The 20,496-nt window shown below is 67.2% G+C and carries 15 protein-coding genes; 9 read left to right on the top strand and 6 right to left on the bottom strand.

Annotated features, from left to right (window positions below; translation table 11 throughout):
• The 3 genes from AB0M35_RS28335 to AB0M35_RS28325 all read right to left on the bottom strand — a co-directional run.
• Positions 1-4,092: tetratricopeptide repeat protein (locus AB0M35_RS28335; protein ID WP_363749194.1), on the bottom strand; the 4,092-nt coding region annotated here is incomplete at its 3' end.
• Positions 4,089-4,502, bottom strand: a complete 414-nt coding sequence (locus AB0M35_RS28330; protein ID WP_363749193.1) for a CU044_2847 family protein — start codon at positions 4,500-4,502, stop codon at positions 4,089-4,091. The genes AB0M35_RS28330 and AB0M35_RS28335, both read right to left, overlap by 4 nt.
• 319 nt (positions 4,503-4,821) lie before the next feature.
• Positions 4,822-5,928 (bottom strand): helix-turn-helix transcriptional regulator, encoded by a 1,107-nt coding sequence (locus AB0M35_RS28325; RefSeq protein ID WP_363749192.1) that lies wholly within the window; start codon positions 5,926-5,928, stop codon positions 4,822-4,824.
• A 198-nt stretch (positions 5,929-6,126) separates the two neighbouring features.
• Between AB0M35_RS28325 and AB0M35_RS28320 the strand changes: the two genes are divergently transcribed.
• From AB0M35_RS28320 to AB0M35_RS28305, 4 genes are all read left to right on the top strand, one after another.
• Positions 6,127-7,584 carry a hypothetical protein gene (locus tag AB0M35_RS28320; RefSeq protein WP_363749191.1) on the top strand — a complete coding sequence of 486 codons (1,458 nt, stop codon included), beginning with the start codon at positions 6,127-6,129 and terminating at the stop codon, positions 7,582-7,584.
• Positions 7,585-9,342: a hypothetical protein gene (locus tag AB0M35_RS28315; protein WP_363749190.1), complete on the top strand. Its 1,758-nt coding sequence runs from the start codon at positions 7,585-7,587 to the stop codon at positions 9,340-9,342. It begins immediately after the preceding gene.
• Positions 9,342-10,298: a hypothetical protein gene (locus AB0M35_RS28310; protein WP_363749189.1), complete on the top strand. Its 957-nt coding sequence runs from the start codon at positions 9,342-9,344 to the stop codon at positions 10,296-10,298. The genes AB0M35_RS28315 and AB0M35_RS28310 overlap by 1 nt, the downstream gene beginning before the upstream one ends.
• 86 nt (positions 10,299-10,384) lie before the next feature.
• On the top strand, positions 10,385-11,359 hold the full coding sequence (locus tag AB0M35_RS28305; RefSeq protein WP_363749188.1) for a GTPase: 975 nt from the start codon (positions 10,385-10,387) through the stop codon (positions 11,357-11,359).
• Between the two features lie 159 nt (positions 11,360-11,518).
• Here the strand turns inward: AB0M35_RS28305 and AB0M35_RS28300 are convergent, their stop codons facing one another.
• Both AB0M35_RS28300 and AB0M35_RS28295 read right to left on the bottom strand, forming a co-directional pair.
• Positions 11,519-11,980: an SRPBCC family protein gene (locus tag AB0M35_RS28300; protein WP_363749186.1), complete on the bottom strand. Its 462-nt coding sequence runs from the start codon at positions 11,978-11,980 to the stop codon at positions 11,519-11,521.
• A gap of 496 nt (positions 11,981-12,476) precedes the next feature.
• The gene (locus AB0M35_RS28295; protein WP_363749208.1) at positions 12,477-12,677 is read right to left on the bottom strand and encodes a hypothetical protein; all 201 of its coding nucleotides are present in this window, start codon (positions 12,675-12,677) and stop codon (positions 12,477-12,479) included.
• On the opposite strand from AB0M35_RS28295, the gene AB0M35_RS28290 reads away from it, so the two are divergent.
• From AB0M35_RS28290 to AB0M35_RS28270, 5 genes are all read left to right on the top strand, one after another.
• On the top strand, positions 12,604-12,864 hold the full coding sequence (locus AB0M35_RS28290) for a hypothetical protein (RefSeq protein ID WP_363749185.1): 261 nt from the start codon (positions 12,604-12,606) through the stop codon (positions 12,862-12,864). The genes AB0M35_RS28295 and AB0M35_RS28290 overlap by 74 nt on opposite strands.
• Positions 12,865-13,015: 151 nt before the next feature.
• Positions 13,016-13,825 (top strand): metal-dependent hydrolase, encoded by an 810-nt coding sequence (locus tag AB0M35_RS28285; protein ID WP_363749184.1) that lies wholly within the window; start codon positions 13,016-13,018, stop codon positions 13,823-13,825.
• A 181-nt stretch (positions 13,826-14,006) separates the two neighbouring features.
• Positions 14,007-15,122 (top strand): LacI family DNA-binding transcriptional regulator, encoded by a 1,116-nt coding sequence (locus tag AB0M35_RS28280; protein ID WP_363749183.1) that lies wholly within the window; start codon positions 14,007-14,009, stop codon positions 15,120-15,122.
• 42 nt (positions 15,123-15,164) lie between these two features.
• Entirely contained in the window at positions 15,165-17,396 is a 2,232-nt protein-coding gene (gene yicI, locus AB0M35_RS28275; protein WP_363749182.1) for an alpha-xylosidase, read from the top strand.
• A gap of 17 nt (positions 17,397-17,413) precedes the next feature.
• Positions 17,414-18,811, top strand: a complete 1,398-nt coding sequence (locus AB0M35_RS28270; RefSeq protein ID WP_363749205.1) for a GH1 family beta-glucosidase — start codon at positions 17,414-17,416, stop codon at positions 18,809-18,811.
• A 126-nt stretch (positions 18,812-18,937) separates the two neighbouring features.
• Here AB0M35_RS28270 and AB0M35_RS28265 read toward each other — a convergent pair whose 3' ends face one another.
• Positions 18,938-20,221, bottom strand: a complete 1,284-nt coding sequence (locus tag AB0M35_RS28265) for an IS256 family transposase (RefSeq protein WP_363749181.1) — start codon at positions 20,219-20,221, stop codon at positions 18,938-18,940.
• Positions 20,222-20,496: the final 275 nt, after the last annotated feature.

Here is a 20,496-nt window from a genome sequence, read left to right as displayed (position 1 = left end):
GGATTGCTGGTAGCGGCGTTCGGCCTCGCCGTAGTCACCCCGGGCCTGAGCGAGGATGCCGAGCTGGTGAAAGCTGCTGGCCATGCCGGCCCGGTCGCCCAACTCCTCGTCGATGGTCAGGGATTGCTGGTAGCGGCGTTCGGCCTCGCCGTAGTCACCCCGGGCCTGAGCGAGGATGCCGAGCTGGTGAAAGCTGCTGGCCATGCCGGCCCGGTTGCCCAGCTCCTCTTTGATGGTCAGGGATTGCTGGTAGCGGCGTTCGGCCTCGCCGTAGTCACCCCGGGCCTGAGCGAGGTAGCCGAGCTGGTGATAGCTGCTGGCCATGCCGGCCCGGCTGCCCAGCTCCTCTTTGATGGTCAGGGATTGCTGGTAGCGGCGTTCGGCCTCGCCGTAGTCACCCCGGGCCTGAGCGATCATGCCGAGCTGACCGTAGCTGCTGGCCATGCCGGCCCGGCTGCCCAGCTCCTCGTCGATGGTCAGGGATTGCTGGTAGCGGCGTTCGGCCTCGCCGTAGTCACCCCGGGCCTGAGCGATCATGCCGAGCTGGTGATAGCTGCTGGCCATGCCGGACCGGTCGCCCAACTCCTCGAATATGGTGAGGGATTGCTGGTAGCGGCGTTCGGCCTCGCCGTAGTCACCCCGGGCCTGAGCGATCATGCCGAGCTGGTGGTACCAGGCCGGGCGGCGGGGTGAGTTGTCTGGGAGCCAGCGAAGGGTGTCGTGGATGAGGCTGGTCTCTTGGTCCCAGGCCCCCCACTGGTCGAGTTGGTCGCAGATGTGTTCGGTGATGGCTCCGGCAGTTTCCAGATCACTGGTGGCCAGCAGGTGGTGACGGGTTTCAGTGAGATCGTGGAGGTCGTCGAACGAGTCTTGCGGCCAGGTGTCGACGCGCCACCGCCAGTATGTTGCGGCGGCGTGGTGGGCGGCGGTGACCAGCCCGGGGTGGTGGTGAGGGCCGTGGTCGGTGTTCCAGTGGCGATGTAGTTCGGTGGCGGTCCAGCGGTGCATCACCACCCGGTCGTCATCGACGATGGCAATCAGACTGGTCGTGGCCAGTTGCCGGACCAGCTCGGTCAGGCCCAGTGGTGCGGTGAACGGGGGCTGAGGCGGTCGGCGTGCCTGCTCCACTAGCTGGGCGAGGCGTTCGCGGTCTGCCGGGGTGAGCGGACTGTCCTGCCCAAGTGCCTCCGTCAGGCTGTTCAGGTCGAGTGCGTATCGCAATAGGAGGTCACGGATCTGGGCGGCTGCCTCTGCCATGCCGCCGGGGTGTGCGGCATCCGGGTTCGCGATGCCGATCTGGAACAGCAGCCCGTTGACGTCGACGGGTTCGCGGTAGACGCTGATCCCGGCCAGCAGCCGGACCGCGCCCTCGATGCTGTCGAGGTGGGTCAGGTGTTCGGTGAGCAGGACGTCGTCAGCGGCCAGCGTGACCGTGTCGGCCAGAGCGGCGTCCAAGGTGCGCTGTTGGGCCAGCCACGCGGCCGTGTCAGCGGCACCGAGCCGTGTTTCGACGGCCTGGCGTAGGCGTCGGGTGATGTCGGTGAAGCGGCCCTGCCCGGCAGGGTCGCCGTCGTTGCCGGGCAGTAGCGCGTCGAGGTATTCCAAGGCTCTGGGGTGGCCACCGACTGTGTGCCAGATCCGCTGCTGCGCGTCGATGTCGGCGGCGTGCCGGTCCAGGCGGGGCAGCGACCACAGCAGCTTCCGGGTCTCGGCCAGACTCAACGGAGGCACCTGATAGGCGTGCAGCCGTTCGGCGGCCGGATCGGGTAGCCCGAACCGGTAACGGCTGGTGATCAGCAGCCGGCTACGGCCGGGGCTGGTCAACCAAGCGGCCAGCAATCCCGCCAGCCCGGGATCCCCGATCGACCAACCGGCGTCGATGTCGCTGTCACCGATCAGGTTGTCCTCGAAGTTGTCCAGCACCACCAGGATCCTCGTGTCGGCCAGGATCTGATCGCGCAGCAGAGCGAACCGGTCGGACCAGGGCAGGTCCACCCGGCCGGCCGCCTGCACCGCGACCATCGGCGGGCCGCTGAACTGCTCCCGCAGCACCAACTCCCGGCGGGCCGCGTCGGCGACTGCGGTCAGCAGCCCGTCGACGGTGACCGGCCCGGTCACGGTGACCAGACGCCAGTCCGGCGAGGTGTCCAGCAGCCGGCGTACCACTTCGGCGGCCAGGGTGGTCTTCCCGATCCCACCGATTCCGTGCAGCAGCACCGACATGCCTGTGCCGTCACTGAGCAGGCCGGGCAGGGTGCGCTGGGCGTGCCGGCGACCGACGAACTGCCCGACCGGCCGGGCGAGCAGGCCGCCCAGGTCCGGCACGACCTGGACGCGGGGTTCGGCTGGTGCGGTGCCGTCCACGACGGTCACCGACGGTGCGGCGGCCAGCACGCTGACCACACTCCACTCGTCCATGCCCGCGACCGCCTGGGTCAACGGGTCCGGGCCGGCGGCCAGGTCTCGTTGCACGCGCCGACGGGCCTGTGCCACCGCCGCGACCACATCCGGCCGCGCCGAAGCTGCCAGCTCGGCGTACACGGCGGCGAACAACCTTGTGGCGTACACGTCGGTGACCGAGGTCTGCGTCGCGATCACCGCGCCCGCGCCCCGCCGGGCCAGCCTGGCGGCGAACGACCCCGCACCGTCCTCGCCGTCGACATCGGTGTAGCAGGCCGCGAGTGAGATGACCCGCGGCATCCGGCCTTCCGGGATCGCCTCCGCGATCAGGGTTTCCGGATCCACCGGCCGTGCACGACCCTGCTCGTCCTCCAGGTGCAGGATGCCCGGCGCACCGTGCGCGGACAGATGCAGCACATGCGTGGTGTCCTCGCCCAGCACGGCACGGATCGCCGCCGTCGTGGCGAACGGCACGATCCGCACCACCGCCTGGCTGCGGTGCGCCCTATGCACCGCGTCCAGGACGCTGCTCAACTCCCGCTCGTAATCCAGCAGCGGACCACTGCCGGATTCCGGCGAGGCGATCGCCACCACAATCCGCAAAGGGCCCGGCGCCGCAGCCGACCGGGAACCCGCCGCCTCCACCCTCCGATACACCGACACCAACTCGTGCAGCACCAACGGGCGGCCGGTCACCGGCTCCGGCAACGCCTCCCACGGCAGCCACCACCAATCCGGCGCCTGCACCCCCACCCGTACCGGCACATACTCCCGCTGCGCCCGACGAATCACCCGGTCCAACGCCTGCGCCACCGTGACCGGCAGAAACGACTCCGCCAACAACTGCCCGGCACGCCGCAACGACAGCACACCGGCGGCCTGGTCTCCGGTCGCAAGGTCACGCACCACCACCCGCGAGCGAGCGCGTTCCCGACGTACGTCGTGCAACGCGTTGGCCAGACCGGACGACACACCACGATGCGCCGCCGTCACATCCTGCCCACACCCCGAGAGGCGTACGTGCGACTGCGACACCGTCAGCACCAGTTCCAGCAGCCCGTTCGCCGGCACCGTCTCCTCGACGACGACCGACGCCACCCCGTCCAACAGCACGGACAGGTCTTCCACCCGTGACACCCACACCGCACCAGCCAGCCAGCCGTCCTGCGAGTTGTAGCGGCCGGAGACCACACCCACCACCGCCCGGTCGGACACCCGCAGCACCGGCGCACCGCTCATACCGGGCATGACCGCGTCCGCCTGCAGACGTGACCACAACACGCCGTCTCGCAGCGCCGGGCCGCGCCAGTGGCCCCCCGCGGTCAGCAGTTCGTACTCGTGCCCGTCGTCCTCGATCGTCGGGTAGCCGGCCGTCGTCACCGCCTCGTTGTCCCGCACCCCGTCGGAGACGACCACCTGCGAAACAGACCCCGACAGCGGCTGCTCGGCACGCAGGACCGCCAGGTCGTGCACCTCGTCGACGCGTTGGACCGTCGCGTCCCATCCCGCACCGCCGCCGACTGGCCCGACCCGCACCACGCAGCCCACCGCCGCCGCACAGATGTCCACGAGCACATGGTGGGCCGTCACCAGCACACCCGGCTCGACCTGGAAACAGGTGCCGACAGGCAGCCCACCACCGTCAGCAGCGACCCAGCCGAGAAAGTCCCACCCGACCACCCGCACGGTCATGACGCGGCGTCCAGCGATTCCTCGGCGTCGGTGTCCGCGTCCTCCGGATCCGCTTCGCCCGGCCCTCGAAGCCCACGGTCACCACTCGCACCATAAATGATCTTCACCTTCAGCGACGCCTCGCCCGAGGCCCCCGCAACGATCACGTCGCCCTTGGCCGACACTTTCAGCCCGAACTCGACCTCCACCGACTCCGGACTACCGACCCGCCGCGTGACCCGGCCGACCATCCGCGCCGTCGACACCGCGATCTCCTCCACCGCCGACTGCGCCCGCTCGAACGCACCCGCCGCATAGTCCACGACCCGATCGACGCGTCCACCCCCCGATGTCTGCTGAGAACCAGCCGCAGGCACGACCTCGACCAGCACCTCGACCGCGCCCACCCGCACAGCAACCGTCTGCGCCACCCAGACTCCTTCGCCAACAGATGGCAGAACCACCCGACCAGCAAGCGGAAACACCAGATAAAGATCAAACAAAGGCCCGGCAGGGGTCAAAAATAGAGCACAAACGAACCGCCACCCACCGGCACCACAACACCAGATACCTAAACACTTCAAAAGAATGAAGAAATGTCAGGCATCCGACAAACTCTCGTCGGTGCACCATGGATCGACACCGCACTGATGATCGTCCGTCTCACCCGAGCCGGTGTGGCGCTGCAACGAAAGCATCGAGCGACCGGGCCCTTCCGGAGCCAGAATCCCATGATCGTCCAATCCGAGATCACGACCGCAGGCTCAGGCGTCCGTCCTTCGTGAGCGAAGGGCCGCTGAGCTGGGGCAAGTAGTGCCGGAAGAACACATCGGCCACCAGGGAGCGGCGGCTTCGTACCCCGGTCTTGTCGAAAACGGACTTGAGGTGGTCCTGGACCGTGTTCTCGGTCACCTTCAGCTGAGCCGATATTTCGGCTGTGGATCGTCCCAGCAGGACGAGTTGGGTTATCTCGCGCTCCCTGACGGTGAGTGCGTAGGCGTCAAGTATCAGTGCCACCAGCTCCCCGGGAGACGACCGCGCAATGGAGACTGTTGTGGTCTGACCGATACGCCAACCGTGCAGAGTTATCCAGGTGCCGGATCGAGTGCGCGCGCGAGACCGCGTGATCGTCCCCGGGTCCAGCGTCCTGGTGTGACTTATCAGGGCGGACATCGCATGCGGCATCCGCCCTGGCTCGTGCGACTCGGGCAACTGGTCGAACCAGAACTGTGCCGTCGGGCTCATCTCAGCGATGCTGTGGTCTTCGTTGATCATCACCACACCGGGCGCGTCCAGGATCGTACCGCTGTCCTTGCCGCCCAACAGGAGTGAGCGGCGCAGCGCTGCTGTGGCGGGTGCCGCAAGGCTCGCCGCCAGGCGCAGCTCATCCGGGGTGAAGGCGGGACTGCTGCGCTGCCGGCACATCACCAGCAGGCCCCAGGTGCGCCCGCCGTCACGTAAAAGCACCCGCAGCTCATCAGCCAGGCGCAGGGGACTGAGTATTTCGCGGTAGTACTTGCTGGACTCGTTCTTCCCCTGGGTGGAATTGCTGAGCAGGCTGACCGGGCTGGCCCGTCTCGAAAGTGCGCGCAGGTTGTCGATGTCGTCTTGTTCCGCGTGCTCGATTTCGAACAAACGCGGCATCACCTCGGCCGGGAACCCGTGTCGGTGCTCTCCCCCGGTGTCGAGCAAGGTTGCAGGATCGACCACCACTCCACACCAGACGTCAGCCGGCACCCCGTCGAGTAGCACCTTAGCGGTGCGGTTGATGACATCCAGGGTGTCGGTCGCCTCGGTCAGAGACTGCCGCAGCCCTCGGGTGAGCGGCTCATGATCACGGTCGACACGACGAGACATGACGAAATGCTATCGACCCCCCAGATTTCTGGGATTTACCCAAACGTACGACGTTCTTTAGAGTCGGCTTTCATCAGGGCCGGCTGGCGCTGGCCGCTATTCAGACCGATCGGATAATTCGCCCCTATTGCGACAATGGCCGCCTCGCGAACACACTGCAAGAAATCCGCTACCTGAAGGGGATAGGGAGAGCCACTCGTGGGGTTTTTCCAGAAGATGGGAGATTTCTTCAAGGCCGGCGGTGACGCTCTCAAGGAAATCGCCAGCGGCGTCGGAAAGGCCATCGGCGCCACGCCCGAGGCGCTGGTGAAGTCGCAGGAGATCCGGCACACGACGGTCCGCCAGCGCGAGAAGCAGCAACACGACGTCCACATCGAGCGTGAGCGGCGGGTGTCCCGGGCCGACGAGGCCGAGCAGCAGCTGAGGAGGGAGCAGACGCAGGCTGACATTCGGGCTCGGCAGGGCGAGGCGGCCCACCGGCACGACATGGAGGCGCGTACCCACCAGGCGAAGCTGGACAAGGAGAGCGACTCCCATCGCGCCGGGCTGATCCGCGAACTGAACGATCAGCAGCAGCAGCACGCCCTTGAGCGCGCCTTGGTGGCGGCGAGGCTCGCACGCGAGTTGGAAGAGCAACGCCACGAGCACGTGCTGGCCCGGACAGCGCATCGCGCAGCGGCCCAGATAGTCGTCCACGCGGCGATCGCACGTCAGGCGATCGACCAGGCCAACAGCCCGTTTGCCTCGACGGAGGACAAGGTGCGCCAGGACGTCGAGACGATCACCCATGGCGGGCGAGAGCCGGTCGTCCTGTTCGCTCCGCTGCATCGCCTGTGCCGGACGGCCAAAGTGGACGACGAGCGGTCAGGCCATCTGCTGCCGATGCACTACGCCTGGGAAGCCTCGCCTTGGCGGGACACCGCGCAGCGACTCACGGGGCTGTTTCGGCGACCGCTCTACAACCTCGACGCCGACGCCCTCGCCGTCCGGCAACTCCTGTGGGACCTGCCCGTCATCCTCGTTCACGGCGATGTCGAACGCGACATCATGCGGATCAACGTGCAGGCGTGGAACATGACGCCCTCCGCAACCGGGGTGACCGCTCCTGCGCTGCCGCCATCCGTACGTGTCGTGCTGTCCGTCGGCTACCCGGAGCCCACGTACGCGGTCAGCGAAAGATCCAAGCGCAAGCTGAACCAGCGGGACGAGGCCATCGGAGCCCAGGTATCAGTCCTCTGCGGGATGTTCGCGGAGTGGTTCCACGTCACCCACGAGGGCCGCCGCCCGGTCCTCCATACGCAACTGCCGAGCGGCGCGGAATCGCTACGGCCCACGATCGCGGCCGGGTCGGCGACCATGCTCGAACTGGCCGCCTACCACGGCAGGATCGAGCCGTTGGACGCCGCAGTCGAGAAGATGCTCGTCTACGCCTCCGGCGGGCTGCCCGACCAGGTACGTGATGAGTACCAGCGGGCGCTGACGGACCTACGGGATCTGGCGTCGTCCGATCCGCAGCGCTACGTCGACCTCGCGCATGACGTCATCGACGTCTTGGAGCAAGCGGGAGACGTCACGGGAGCCCGGCAGCTGCGCGCGGAGGCGGAGCCTGTGGCGCGTCGCGCGCTCCTACAGAGCACGCACTACTCGGAGGAATAGATGGACTGGCCACGTGTCGTCGCCGCAATCGACTTCGGCACCCACGGATCAGGCTACGCCTGGGCCGTGGTGGACAGCCGTAATGACTCCCGCTCGCAACGGGACATCAACGACTGCCAGGTCTGGCCCGACTCGCCCCGGCCCTACCCGAAGACGCTCACGGCACTGCTGTTGCGCGGCGACGAAGTCCAGGAGTGGGGACACACGGCCGAGGCCCGCTTCGGCACCCTCGTCGCTCAAGGGCAACAGGACCACCGATTCGTGCACGGACTCAAGATGTCGCTGCGCCCCCGAAACGATCCCGCTCGGGAGCGCGAGGCACAGTCGGACCTGCCGGGCATCGCAGACCGCCTCGGCGATCCTGTTCCCCTGATCTCGGAGTACCTACGGCGCCTGCATGCTGTCGCCGTCGCCGACATCACGAAGAACGGCATCTACCGCGAAACTGACATTCGCTGGTGTCTCACCGTGCCGGCGATGTGGAGCGAGAAGTCGATGGCCGACATGCGACTCGCCGCCGGCAAGGCCGGGCTTCCCACCGATTCCGACAAGCTGCTTCTCGTCCCGGAACCGGACGCCGCAGCTCTCTTCTGCAACATCGCCGGAATCGGCGGTCCCGAGGGGGAGGACGCGGAGCGGGGTCGGTTGCGGGTGGGCAGCCGCTTCGTCGTCGTCGACTGCGGCGGCGGAACAGTCGACCTGGTCACCTATCAGGTCGGCGACGACGATACGGTCGAACAGATCTGCAGGCCGACAGGCGGCCCGTTCGGCGCCGAGTACACCTCGCGGAGCTTCGTCCTGGACACGCTCGGCCGGTGTTTCGGAGGGGACCTCAAGCTCAACCGGCTACGTAAGGACCACCCCGCCCAGGTGGCCGCGCTGGTCAGCAGTTGGGAGCTGCTGCGCAACCGGAGAACGATCGACGACACCGACCCTATCCATCTTGACCTGCCGTCACGGCTGAGAGACGCCCTGGGTAGAACCGCCCGCAAGGCCCTGGCCAAGGCCCAGAAGGGCGACGACACCCGGATAGTCATTCCGGCGCTGGAGGTCCGACGGCACCTCGACGCCGTGGTGGACCGCATCATCGACTGCGTTCTGGCCCAGTTGACCGAGTCGCGGGCCAAGCCGGGGGCAGGGGCAGGCAGCGAGATCGTGTTCCTCGTCGGAGGGTTCGCCGCGTCCCCCTACCTACGGCAACGTCTGTCAGCTGCCTTGAAGGGAACGGCACGACTGGTCGTGCCGCAGCATCCCGAGCGGGCGGTCCTCTTCGGCGCCACCCACTTCTGCTACGCCCCCTACGCGCTGAGCGCGCGGGTTGCCCGGTTCACCTACGGCTGCAAGATCGCCCTGCCGTTCGAGCCCGGCGACGACCAGGCGCAGACGGAAGAGGACGAGGACGACAGCACCCGAAGGCTGACCACCAACAGGTTCAACAAGTTCGTCTCCATCAACGACCGCATACCGGCGGGCCACGAGGCGCCGGCCCAGGTATTCGTCCCGACCCAGAGCGCCCAGGACTTCATCGAGTTCGGCTTCTTCGCGAGCGAACACTCCGACCCCCGGTATGTCACAGAGCCGGGCGTACGGAAGATCGGCCGACTCCGCATAAAGCTGGAGGGATCCATGCACCTACCGCGGGTGCAACGAGAAGTAGACGTCCACATGCGTTTCGACGAAACAGAGATCAACGTCCGGGCGGTCAACCGGCACACCGGCCTGACCGAGGTCGCGACGCTGGCATTCGAGGACCAGTGATGACGGACGCATGGTTGAAGGAGCAGCAGCCCAACCCCTCGGAGGGTGCTTCCGGTGCCAGTGCGCCCAGGCAGGCCGATCCGTACGGACAAGAGGTTCTCGCCGCTGTCCTAGCGGAGTTGGGTGCGCTCAGTGTCCGGCTGACGGCACAGTCGGACACGCTACGCACGGTCAACAAACTGCTCGCCGAGCATGACCGGACCCTCGGCATGCTTCTCTCGGCGATCGCCAGGGTCGACGGCACCATGACCGGCCAGGTTCTGCCCGGCATCGAGCAGATCAGAACCTCGATCGCGGAGGGCTCGACGGCTGTCCTGACGTCGGTCGACCGCACCCTGACCCGACAGATGGCGTCGGTCGTCGACCCGATCGACGCACTCCGGGCGCAGGTCGCCGAACTACGCGGTGGCCTGGCCCGATACGAACTCGACCTACGCGACCGGCTCGCTGACATGGCGCGCAACCGCACCGACACCACCACCCAGCGCCACCGCGAGTACGGCGAGATCGGCCTCTCGTTCGATGCCCTGTACCTGCAACGGGTCCGACCGCTCGTGGCAAACGCGGAGCCGAAGCTGCGCAGAAACCGGGCGGAACGGTGGCGACCGGGAGCCGAGCTGGTCCGTCAGATCCTGGAGGCGCTCTTCGGTAGAGCTGAGGCCAATCTTGAGTGGATCCGCAAGGAGCTGCCCAGGCAGGGCATCCCGGCGGACGACTCAACCCTGTGGCGGCTACTCAAGGAAGCGTTGGTCCTGCGCGAACGTGCCTCGTCGGTCGGGCTCGCCCACGAGTGGTCGTTCGACGACAGGTGGGTGCCACACGAGCCGATGAACCGTGATGTATGGGCGGGCTGCACAGCCGAGGATCCGATCGCATTCGTCGTCAAACCCGCGTTCGTCGTGGAAGGCCGTGCGCTTACCAAGCCCATCGTGTTCACCTCAACGATCATCCATTGACAAAGGTCAATTCTGAGTCCCGAAGAGGCATTGCGAAGCGCGGATCACATGTCGATCGTTCGGCTGGTTGACAACCTGGAGATACTATGAGCAATGAAAGCCAGCAGGCGTTTGAGTGCGCCAATTCGGAACAGCTGAGAACGATCGCCGACGCCATTCGGCAAGAGTTGGACGATCGCTGGCCAACCATTGGCCTGATTGGAGTATCGGGGGTCGGTAAATCCTCGACGATCAACTCGTTGTTCAAGACCGACCTGCCGACCAGTAGCACTACGGCATGCACGAAGGAGTTTCGGGACACCGATTTGAAAGTTGAGTTCACTTCCCCGTCCGCAAAGCAGGGTTTTGAGCCACTGGCGGGCGGCCCAGCGGACGTACGGCTACGTGTCGTGGACGCACCCGGGCTTGGCGAAGACGTCCGACGGGACAAGCAGTACCTCGATCTCTATCGAGAACACTTGCCGCGCTGCGATGTGGTGCTGTGGGTCTCCTCAGCTCGCAATCGCGCGGTGTCGCTCGACCAGATGTACCTGGAGCAGCTTCCCGAAATTCACGACAGGCTAGTTTTCGGAGTGAATCAGATCGATCTGATCGAGCCTCTCGACTGGCGTAGCGGCTACGGGATTCCGTCACTCGAACAAGAGCGCCGGATGAAGGAAATCCTTGCCGACAGGAGTGAAAGGTTCGCGCACATAATCGGACGCGAACCGACCATGATCGGCTATTCCTCGAAACATGGCTACCATCTCGAAAGATTGTTCGCCGCAATCATCGACTCGTGCCCACCAGAGCGCAAATGGATTTTCCTCGGGCTCAAGAACTTCAGCCACGAAGACTTCGTGCCGGAAGGGATGAAGCGGAACCTCCTATTCCGTTTGATTACCTGGGCACTGTCCCCTCGATCCAAGGATTCAGCGCCGGTTGGCGGTGGAACAAACGCGTTAGCGCCGAGTTTGAGCACGAACCCCGCTTCAGACGAAAGGGCAACCCATGGCAGCGCAGGACTTTCTGAGAATGATCCAAAAATGGATCGAGGAGAACAACATAGGCGAGACTCTTAAGAACGCCGGGAGCGACTTCTTTCTCGACATCGTAAGAACGAAGGTTCCGGAGGCCGCCCAATGGGTATCGGACAACACTGACCAAGTCCTGAACTTCTTCGCCAACTTGTTCGGGTTCGGCGGCAGTTCTTCGTGACGCGATCCCCGTCTCGTAACGGGTCACCGTTCGAGATAGGCGGCGAGGTTTGCCAGCGAGGACGCGAGCCCAGCCGCGTGATCTTCCGCGGAGATGCCAACGGGAACGTCGTCGGCTCGGAAGTCCACGCGCGTCCCGTCCTCGGTTGCGGTCACCGCCCAGGTCATTGTCATGGTGCCCGCATAGTCGGGATCGTCGGCGACGAAGTTGACGGCGTGGACCACTCGTACGCCGGGGATGATGTCGATGAACCGAGCTTCGACGATGTCGGAGTCGGCGGTGGCCTTACCCGATGCAGTCGAGGCATCCGCGTAGGTAAGGACCATCCGGTACGACCCACCCGGCCGGGCATCGAATTGTTCGAACCTGCCGCTCATGCCAGTAGGCGGAAGCCATGCGACGAGGGCGTCCGGGTCGATGAGTGCGGCGAAGACGCGGTCAGGAGGAGCCGAGATCACCCGGGAGGCTTGGTCCGTCCGCAACATACCGTATGGTGGCACATCGTTTCAGGCGTCCTCAACTCGGCTACGTGCACTCGATCTTTGGATAGACCGCTTGGAAATCTCAGCTGCGATGGATGATCAGGAATGCGTCAGCAACACTCCGGCGAGGACCCTCCTGACCGCCGCCATCATGTTGGGGATCCCCGTCTCGACGATGTCGTCGGCCCGCATGGAGAAAGTCCTGCTGGACCTGATGATCAGCCGCTGTGGTGAGCCACCTGGGCCGTGACCCGTTCGTGCTATCAGCTCGACAGGGCCCACCGGCACCATCTGGCGCAGCGAGCGGGCCGGTACGCCGGCCGCCCGACGACAGGATCGCCGCCGCCGTTTCGACGGCATGGCGGTATCCCGACCGACCGGACCCCGCCAGTACCGACGCCTCCAGTAGAGCTTCGCTGACCCCCGCCGTTTCGCCGAAACGGCGGGGTGTGGGGCGGTGGGATACCGCCGTTTCGGCGAAACGGAGTCGATCACCGGGTCAACCGGCCGCGCTGTCCGGCGCGGCGGCATGGCTGATCGGGTCCTGACCCGGATCCTTCTCGCCGCCCGGCCGCACTCGGCGGGACAGGTACTGCGCGGCCCACTCCTCGAAGGAGGTGAGCGGAATGCCGAGGTCCCGGGCGAACTCCCGACGGGCGGGCTGCCCGGCCACCTCCACGAAGTGGTGCGCGCAGCTCACCGCCGCAGGCGAGCCACTGGTCCAGCGCGCCTCCGCCGACGGCGCCCTCGCACCGGGCGTGACGATCGACGACCTGCTCACGCTGATCACCGGCATCGCACTGGCCACCACCCACCACCCCGACCCCGCAGCCGAGGCCGCCCGCCTGCTCGACCTGACCATGACCGGCATCAGCCCGGCGCGGTGATGTCGCGCTTGCACACCTCCCGCTGATCGTTCCGACTGTGACCGTTTTCCGACATTGTCCGGTGTGGACGATTCGGAGGTTCCCCGCATGGAGGCCGCGAACTACAGTGACGTAGTTTTGGCGCTCAAGATCCCTGGGGAGGGCAACCGAGATGATGGGTCCGTCGCACGCGCTGTCCGGCGCGGCGGTATGGCTGAGCGGGTCCTGGGCGCTACAGCAGTTCTACGACTACGAGCAGTCGCCACTGGCTCTCGCCGTGGGCACCGCCGTCTGTGCCGGCGGGGCGTTGCTGCCCGACCTCGACCTGTCCGGCAAGGTGACCCGTAACAAGGGCGGCGCGACGGTGGCGCGTACCTTCGGCGTCTTCTCGCTGTTCGTCGCCGAGGTGGTGGAGAAGATCTCGCTGGGTGTCTACTACGCCACCAAGCTCAGCCGCGACCCGAAACGCACAAACGGCCACCGTACGCTGACCCACACCATTCCGTTCACCGTGCTGCTCGGCTGGGGCACCACCACGCTGTGCGCGACGTACGGCAAGTGGGCGGTTATCGGGATCCTGTTCTTCATGATCGGCCTGGCGCTGCGCGGCCTGTTCGACAAGTGGGCCGAGCGCGCCGGCTGGGTGATCGTCACCCTGGTTTCGGCCGGCGCGGCCGCCTTCACCGCCGCGAACCTGCCCGGTGATCGGGGGTACCCGATGATCGGCCTGGCGGTCGGGGTGGGTGCCTTCGTGCACATCATCGGTGACATGATCACCAGGGCCGGGGTGCCGATCCTCTGGCCGATTCCGATCAAGCGCCGGATGTGGACGCCGATCAGCCTGCCCGACAAGATCGCCTTGCGGGCGGGCGGGCGTACCGAGGTGGTCTTCGTCCGCCCCGCGCTGACCGTCATCTCGATCCTGGCCTCGATCGGGCTGGTCGCCCCCTCCCTGTTGGACAAGTTCCACCTCGACGGCTGAGCGAGCACCAGCTGCACCCGGAGCAGACCCTCGCAGCGGTGCGACCGCTATTCGTCGTCGCCTATTGACTCGGCCGCGACGTGTGATCTACGTTCGTCGAACCGGTTAGTCGAAGCGCTTCGACTAACCGGTTTGGCAAAGCCGACGGACGACCGCCGGCGCACGGCCGGGAGGTGCTGCGATGGCCACCATGCAGGACGTCGCACACCTGGCCCAGGTGTCGGTCAGCACGGTGTCGTACGTGCTCACCGGCGCCCGCCCGATCTCCCAGGCCACCCGGGCCAAGGTGCTCGCCGCCATGGCGGAGCTGGATTACCAGCCCAACGCCATGGCACGCGGGCTGGCCAGCCGGCGCAGCCGGATCCTGGGCCTGCTGCTGCCGATGGACGAGCGCGGCCTGGGGGCCACCGAGACCGCCTTCGTCACCGGCGCGGCAGCCGCCGCCAGCGCCGCCGGCTACCACCTGGTGCTCTCCCCCATCGGCGTCGGCGACCTCGACGAGCTGCGCCGGCTGGCCAGTCAGCGGATGCTCGACGGTGCGCTGCTGATGGAGGTGCAGCTGCGCGATCCACGCGTGGACGTGTTGCGTGAGCTGGGCGTACCGCTGGTGTTGATCGGTCGCACCGCGGACACCAGCGAGCTGTCGTACGTGGACATCGACTTCGACCGGACCGTCGAGGATGCGGTCGGTCACCTGGTCGGCCTCGGGCACCGCCGGATCGTCTACGTCAACCACTCCGCCGAGGCCATCGCCGACGGCTACGGCCCGGCGCTGCGGACCCGGGACGCATTCATCGCCGCCATGGCCGGGCACGGCCTGGAGCCGCTGATGATCCCCGCCGAGGACAGCGCGGCCGGCGGACGGAGCGCCCTGGCCACCGCTCTGCGGCAGGCACCCGACCTGACCGCGATCCTCGCGATGAACGAGAACGCCGTCTTCGGCCTGCTCGGCGAGCTGAGCGGCCGTGGGCGCAGGGTGCCCGACGACGTGTCGGTGGTCTCGATGGTCACCTCGCCGCAGGTCGCCGAGCTGGCCACCCCGGCACTGACCGCGATGAACTCACCCGGCTCGGCGCTGGGCCGCATCGCCATCGAGACGCTGCTGCGGCACGTCGACGGGGGCCATCGCGAGATCCACCAGCAACTGCTGCCGTGCGCGCTCCAGGTGCGCGGATCGAGCGGCCCACCGCGTACGGGAGGCGGCAGCGCAGGAAACCCGGGAGCCGGCGGCGACCAGCGGCCGACTCCGGACACCACGGCAGCCCACCGTCGCGCTGCCAGCCGACATCGGGCCTGACGGAGAACCCGGGCTCGACACTCATCAGGCAGGAGCCGACAAGTGAAGTTCACCGACGGGTACTGGCAACTGCGTCCCGGCGTCACCGTGCTGCGACCCGGCGCGGTGGAATCGGTGGAGCCCGACGAGCGCTCGTTCACCGTCTTCGCGCCCATCGGCAGGATCACCGGCCGGGGCGACACCCTCAACCGCCCGGTCGTCACCGTACGCTTCTTCTCCCCCGCCCCCGGGGTGGTCGGGGTGACCGTCGGTCACCACAGCGGCGGGCTACCCAAACAGCCCCGCTTCGCACTCGCCGAGCAGACCGGGCATCCGATGCAGGTGGAGGTGACCGGGCTCAGCGCACGGTTGACCACCGGCGAGCTGACCGTCCGGGTGGCGCTGACCGGGCCGTGGCAGGTCGACTTCCTGCGCGGCGACCGGCTGGTCACCTCGTCCACCGAGCGCAGCATCGGCGTGGTCACCGACGCCGACGGCGACAAGTACGTGCACGACCGGCTGGCCCTCGGCGTCGGCGAGACGATCTACGGGCTGGGCGAGCGTTTCGGGGCGTACGTCAAGAACGGCCAGACGGTGGAAATCTGGAACGCCGACGGTGGCACGGCCAGCGAGCAGGCGTACAAGAACGTACCGTTCTACCTCAGCAGCGCCGGCTACGGCGTGTTCGTGGACCACCCGGAGCACGTGTCGTTCGAGGTGGGTTCCGAGGTGGTGTCGCAGACCCAGTTCAGCGTGCCGGGGCAGTCGCTGACCTACCACGTGATCGACGGGCCCAGCCCGAAGGACGTGCTGCGCCGCTACACCGCCCTGACCGGCCGCCCGGCCCGGGTGCCCGCCTGGTCGTACGGGCTGTGGCTGTCCACCTCGTTCACCACCTCGTACGACGAGAAGACCGTCACCGAGTTCATCGACGGGATGGCCGAGCGGGACCTGCCGCTGTCGGTGTTCCACTTCGACTGTTTCTGGATGCGGCAGTTCCACTGGGTCGACTTCATCTGGGACCCGGCGACGTTCCCGGATCCGGAGGGCATGCTGCGCCGGCTGCACGAGCGTGGCCTGAAGGTGTGCGTCTGGATCAACCCGTACATCGCCCAGCGGTCGTACCTGTTCGAGGAGGGCCGGCAGGCCGGCTACCTGGTACGCAACCCGGACGGGTCGATCTGGCAGTGGGACAAGTGGCAGGCCGGGATGGCGCTGGTCGACTTCACCAACCCCGACGCCGCCCGGTGGTACGCCGACAAACTCAAGGCGCTGCTCGACATGGGCGTCGACTGTTTCAAGACCGACTTCGGTGAGCGCATCCCGACCGACGTGCTCTGGCACGACGGCGCCGACCCGCAGCGGATGCACAACTACTACTCCTACCTGTACAACAAGGCGGTCTTCGAGCTGCTGGAGGCCGAGCGTGGGACGGGTGAGGCGGTGGTCTTCGCCCGCTCGGCGACCGCCGGCGGGCAGCAGTTCCCGGTGCACTGGGGTGGCGACTGCGAGTCCACCTTCGTGGCGATGGCGGAGTCGCTGCGCGGCGGGCTGTCCCTGGCCGCCTCCGGCTTCGGCTACTGGAGCCACGACATCGGCGGCTTCGAGGGCACCCCCGATCCGACGGTGTTCAAACGCTGGATCGCCTTCGGGCTGCTCTCCTCGCACTCGCGGCTGCACGGCTCCGGCTCGTACCGGGTGCCGTGGGCGTACGACGACGAGGCGGTGGAGGTGCTGCGCCGGTTCACCCGGCTCAAGCTGAGCCTGATGCCGTATCTGGCGGCGGCGGCCGACGAGGCCCACCGGGAGGGGATACCGGTGATGCGGCCGATGATCCTGGAGTTCCCGGACGACCCGACCACCGCCTACCTGGACCGGCAGTACATGCTCGGCCCGGACCTGCTGGTCGCGCCGGTGATGAGCGGCGACGGGCAGGTCACCTACTACGTACCGGCCGGCACCTGGACGAACCTGATGACCGGGGCACAGGTCACCGGTCCGGGCTGGGTGAGCGAGAAGCACGGCTTCGACACCGTGCCGGTGCTGGCCCGACCCGGCGCGGTCATCCCGTTCGGCTCGGTCACCGACCGACCCGACTACCGGTGGGCCGACGGCGTCCAGTTGCGGCTGTACGCCCCGACACCGGGGCAACGCACCCGGGTCCGGATCCCGTCACCAGACGGGGGTCCGGGCACCGAATTCGAGGTGCACCACCAGGACGGCAGGGCCACCGCCGAGGTGGTCACCGGTGTCTCGTCCGGATACAGCTGTGAGATCACGGAGGTGGCGAAGTGAGCGAGCGGAGAGCCGGCATGAGCGACGTGGTGTTTCCCCCCGGTTTCATCTGGGGCTCGGCCACGGCGGCGTACCAGATCGAGGGGGCGGCCAAGGAGGGCGGTCGGGGACCGTCGATCTGGGACACCTACAGCCACACGCCGGGGCGTACCCGAAACGGGGACACCGGCGACGTGGCGGCCGACCACTACCACCGCTGGGCCGACGACCTCGACCAGGTGGCCGCGCTCGGGCTCAAGGCGTACCGATTCTCGATCGCCTGGCCGCGTGTGCAGCCCGGCGGTTCCGGCCCGGTCAACCAGGCCGGGGTGGACTTCTACTCCCGACTGGTGGACCGGCTGCTCGAACTGGACATCCAGCCGGTGGCCACGCTGTACCACTGGGACCTGCCGCAGGAGTTGGAGGACGCCGGTGGCTGGCCGGCTCGGGACACGGCGGCACGCTTCGCGGACTACGCCACGAAGATCGTCGGGGCGCTCGGCGACCGGGTGCACACCTGGACCACGTTCAACGAGCCGTGGTGCTCGGCGTACCTCGGCTACGCCTCGGGTGTACACGCGCCGGGGCGCACCGAGCCGGCTGGAGCGCTGGCCGCCGTACACCATCTGAACCTGGCGCACGGGCTGGCCGGGCGGGTGATCCGGGAACTGGCGCCCGCCGCGCAGCTGTCGGTCACGCTGAACCTGCACGTGATCCGACCGGCCTCGGACTCGGCCGCCGACGCCGACGCGGTACGCCGCATCGACGCGCTGGCCAACCGGGCGTTCCTCGGCCCGATGCTGGACGGCGCTTATCCGGCGGACCTGCTCGCCGACACCGCCGGTGTCACCGACTGGTCGTTCGTCCGTGACGGCGACGAGCGCACCGCGGCGGTGCCGCTGGACGTGCTCGGCGTCAACTATTACTCGACCACCCTGGTCCGCGCCTGGGACGGCGTGTCGACCAAGGCGGACTCCGACGGGCACGGCCGCTCGGCGCACTCGGCCTGGGTCGGCTCGGAGCAGGTCGAGTTCCTGCCGCAGCCCGGCCCGCACACCGCGATGGGCTGGAACATCGAGCCGGCCGGGCTGACCGACCTGCTGCTGCGGCTGCACCGCGAACACCCCGACCTGCCGCTGATGATCACCGAGAACGGTGCGGCGTTCCCCGACGAGGTCTCCCCCGACGGCGCCATCCACGACGACCGCCGCGTCGACTACCTACGCCGCCACATCGCCGCCACCCACGACGCCATGGCCGCCGGTGCCGACGTACGCGGCTACTTCGTCTGGTCGCTGCTGGACAACTTCGAATGGGCGTACGGCTACGACCGCCGCTTCGGCATCATCCACGTCGACTACGACACCCAACAGCGCACCTGGAAAGACTCCGCCCACTGGTACCGCACCCTAACCACCACCAACACCCTCCCCTAACCCCCTCCCACCCACCCTCCCCGCGACAAGCCCGCACCGCGAGGACACCCGCGCATGGGCGAGCACCCGCGCCCTGAGCGCGGGCGGGAGTGTCAAGTTAACGGCTGATCTTGGTTGTTGAGGTGGTCAGTTGTTGGCCGGGGTGAGTCGGCCTTCGAAGGCGATTTGGAAGGCGTTCAGGGGTGCTTTCCAGCGCATGGTCCAGCGTCGGCGTCCGGTGCCGGTCGGGTCGAGGCTCATCAAGGCCATGTAGACACACTTCAAGGCGGCGTGCTCGTTGGGGAAGTGGCCGCGGGCTCGTACGGCCTTGCGGATGCGGGCGTTGACCGACTCGATCGCGTTGGTGGAGCAGATGACCTTGCGGATTTCGACGTCGAAGGCGAGGAAGGGCACGAACTCGGCCCAGGCGTTCTCCCACAGCTTCACGATCGCCGGGTATTTCTTGCCCCAGGCGTCGGCGAACTCGAGGAACCGTTCGGTCGCGGCGTCCTCCGTCGGCGCGGTGTAGACGGGCTTGAGCGCTTTGGCGATCTTGTCCCAGTCCTGGCGGGCGGCGTAGCGGAACGAGTTGCGCAGCAGATGCACCACGCACGTCTGCACGATCGTGCGCGGCCACACCGTCTCCACCGCCTCCGGCAGGCCCTTGAGCCCGTCACAGACGAGCATCAGCACGTCGGCGACGCCGCGGTTCTTCAGCTCGGTCAGCACGTGCAGCCAGTGCTTGGCGCCCTCGCCGCCGTCACCGGCCCAGATGCCGAGGATGTCACGGTGCCCGTCGACAGTGACCGCCATCGCGAGGTAGATCGGCCGGTTCGCGACCTGCCCATCGCGGATCTTGACGTTGATGGCGTCGATGAACACGACCGGGTAGACCCGGTCCAGGGGCCGGTTCTGCCACTCGGCCATGCCGTCCATGACCTTGTCGGTGATGGTGGAGATGGTCTGCTTGGACACCTCAGCCCCGTAGACCTCGGCCAGGTGCGCGGCGATCTCGCCGTGGGTCAACCCCTTGGCCGACAACGACAGGACCATGTCGTCGACGCCGGTCAGCCGGCGTTGCCGTTTGCGCACGATCTGCGGCTCGAACGTGCCCGCCGCGTCTCGCGGAACGCGGACCTCGACCGGCCCGACGTCGGTGAGCACGGTCTTGGTCCGGCTGCCGTTACGAGTGTTCCCACTACCACGACCAGCAGGGTCGTGCTTGTCGTAACCGACGTGATCGGTGATCTCACCGTCCAACGCCGACTCCAGAACCCGCTTAGTGAGCTGCTGCAACAGCCCACCCTCACCGGTCAGCTTCAACCCGTCACCACGAGCCCGATCGACCAGCAACGCGATCAACTGCTCATCCGTGACCGCACCCACCGGCCTGGCCGCCGGCTCCTGCCCCGAGGTGATCTCGGTCGTCATCTGGCGTCTCTCCCTTGATCGGTCGATCAGCCGTTATTTGTACAGTCCCGCGCGGGCGCCTGAGCGCGGATGCCCGAGCCCTGAGCGCGGGCGCCTGAGCCCTGAGCGCGGGCGCCTGAGCCCGTCGATCTTGCACTTTCTGTCCCCGCAAAGGTGTTATTCAGCCCATTTCGGCGACCAAAAGTGCAAGATCTGTGAAGGTTCTTGTCAAGCGTTGGCTTCGAGGGTGCGCCAGATTTGGCGGGCTATGTAGCGTTTGAGGCTGCGGGTGATTT

The sequence above is a fragment of the Micromonospora sp. NPDC051196 genome, from assembly GCF_040682415.1.
In the GTDB taxonomy this organism is placed as follows: Bacteria; Actinomycetota; Actinomycetes; order Mycobacteriales; family Micromonosporaceae; genus Micromonospora.
This window is presented reverse-complemented; position numbering and strand designations above follow the sequence as displayed.

Coding starts and splice junctions, on each gene's coding strand:
- AB0M35_RS28285 (WP_363749184.1), top strand. CDS start 13,016: ATGATGGGTCCGTCGCACGCGCTGTCCGGCGCGGCGGTATGGCTGAGC.
- AB0M35_RS28280 (WP_363749183.1), top strand. CDS start 14,007: ATGGCCACCATGCAGGACGTCGCACACCTGGCCCAGGTGTCGGTCAGC.
- AB0M35_RS28265 (WP_363749181.1), bottom strand. CDS start 20,221: ATGACGACCGAGATCACCTCGGGGCAGGAGCCGGCGGCCAGGCCGGTG.
- AB0M35_RS28305 (WP_363749188.1), top strand. CDS start 10,385: ATGAGCAATGAAAGCCAGCAGGCGTTTGAGTGCGCCAATTCGGAACAG.
- AB0M35_RS28300 (WP_363749186.1), bottom strand. CDS start 11,980: ATGTTGCGGACGGACCAAGCCTCCCGGGTGATCTCGGCTCCTCCTGAC.
- AB0M35_RS28315 (WP_363749190.1), top strand. CDS start 7,585: ATGGACTGGCCACGTGTCGTCGCCGCAATCGACTTCGGCACCCACGGA.
- AB0M35_RS28270 (WP_363749205.1), top strand. CDS start 17,414: ATGAGCGACGTGGTGTTTCCCCCCGGTTTCATCTGGGGCTCGGCCACG.
- AB0M35_RS28325 (WP_363749192.1), bottom strand. CDS start 5,928: ATGTCTCGTCGTGTCGACCGTGATCATGAGCCGCTCACCCGAGGGCTG.
- AB0M35_RS28310 (WP_363749189.1), top strand. CDS start 9,342: ATGACGGACGCATGGTTGAAGGAGCAGCAGCCCAACCCCTCGGAGGGT.
- AB0M35_RS28290 (WP_363749185.1), top strand. CDS start 12,604: ATGCCGAGGTCCCGGGCGAACTCCCGACGGGCGGGCTGCCCGGCCACC.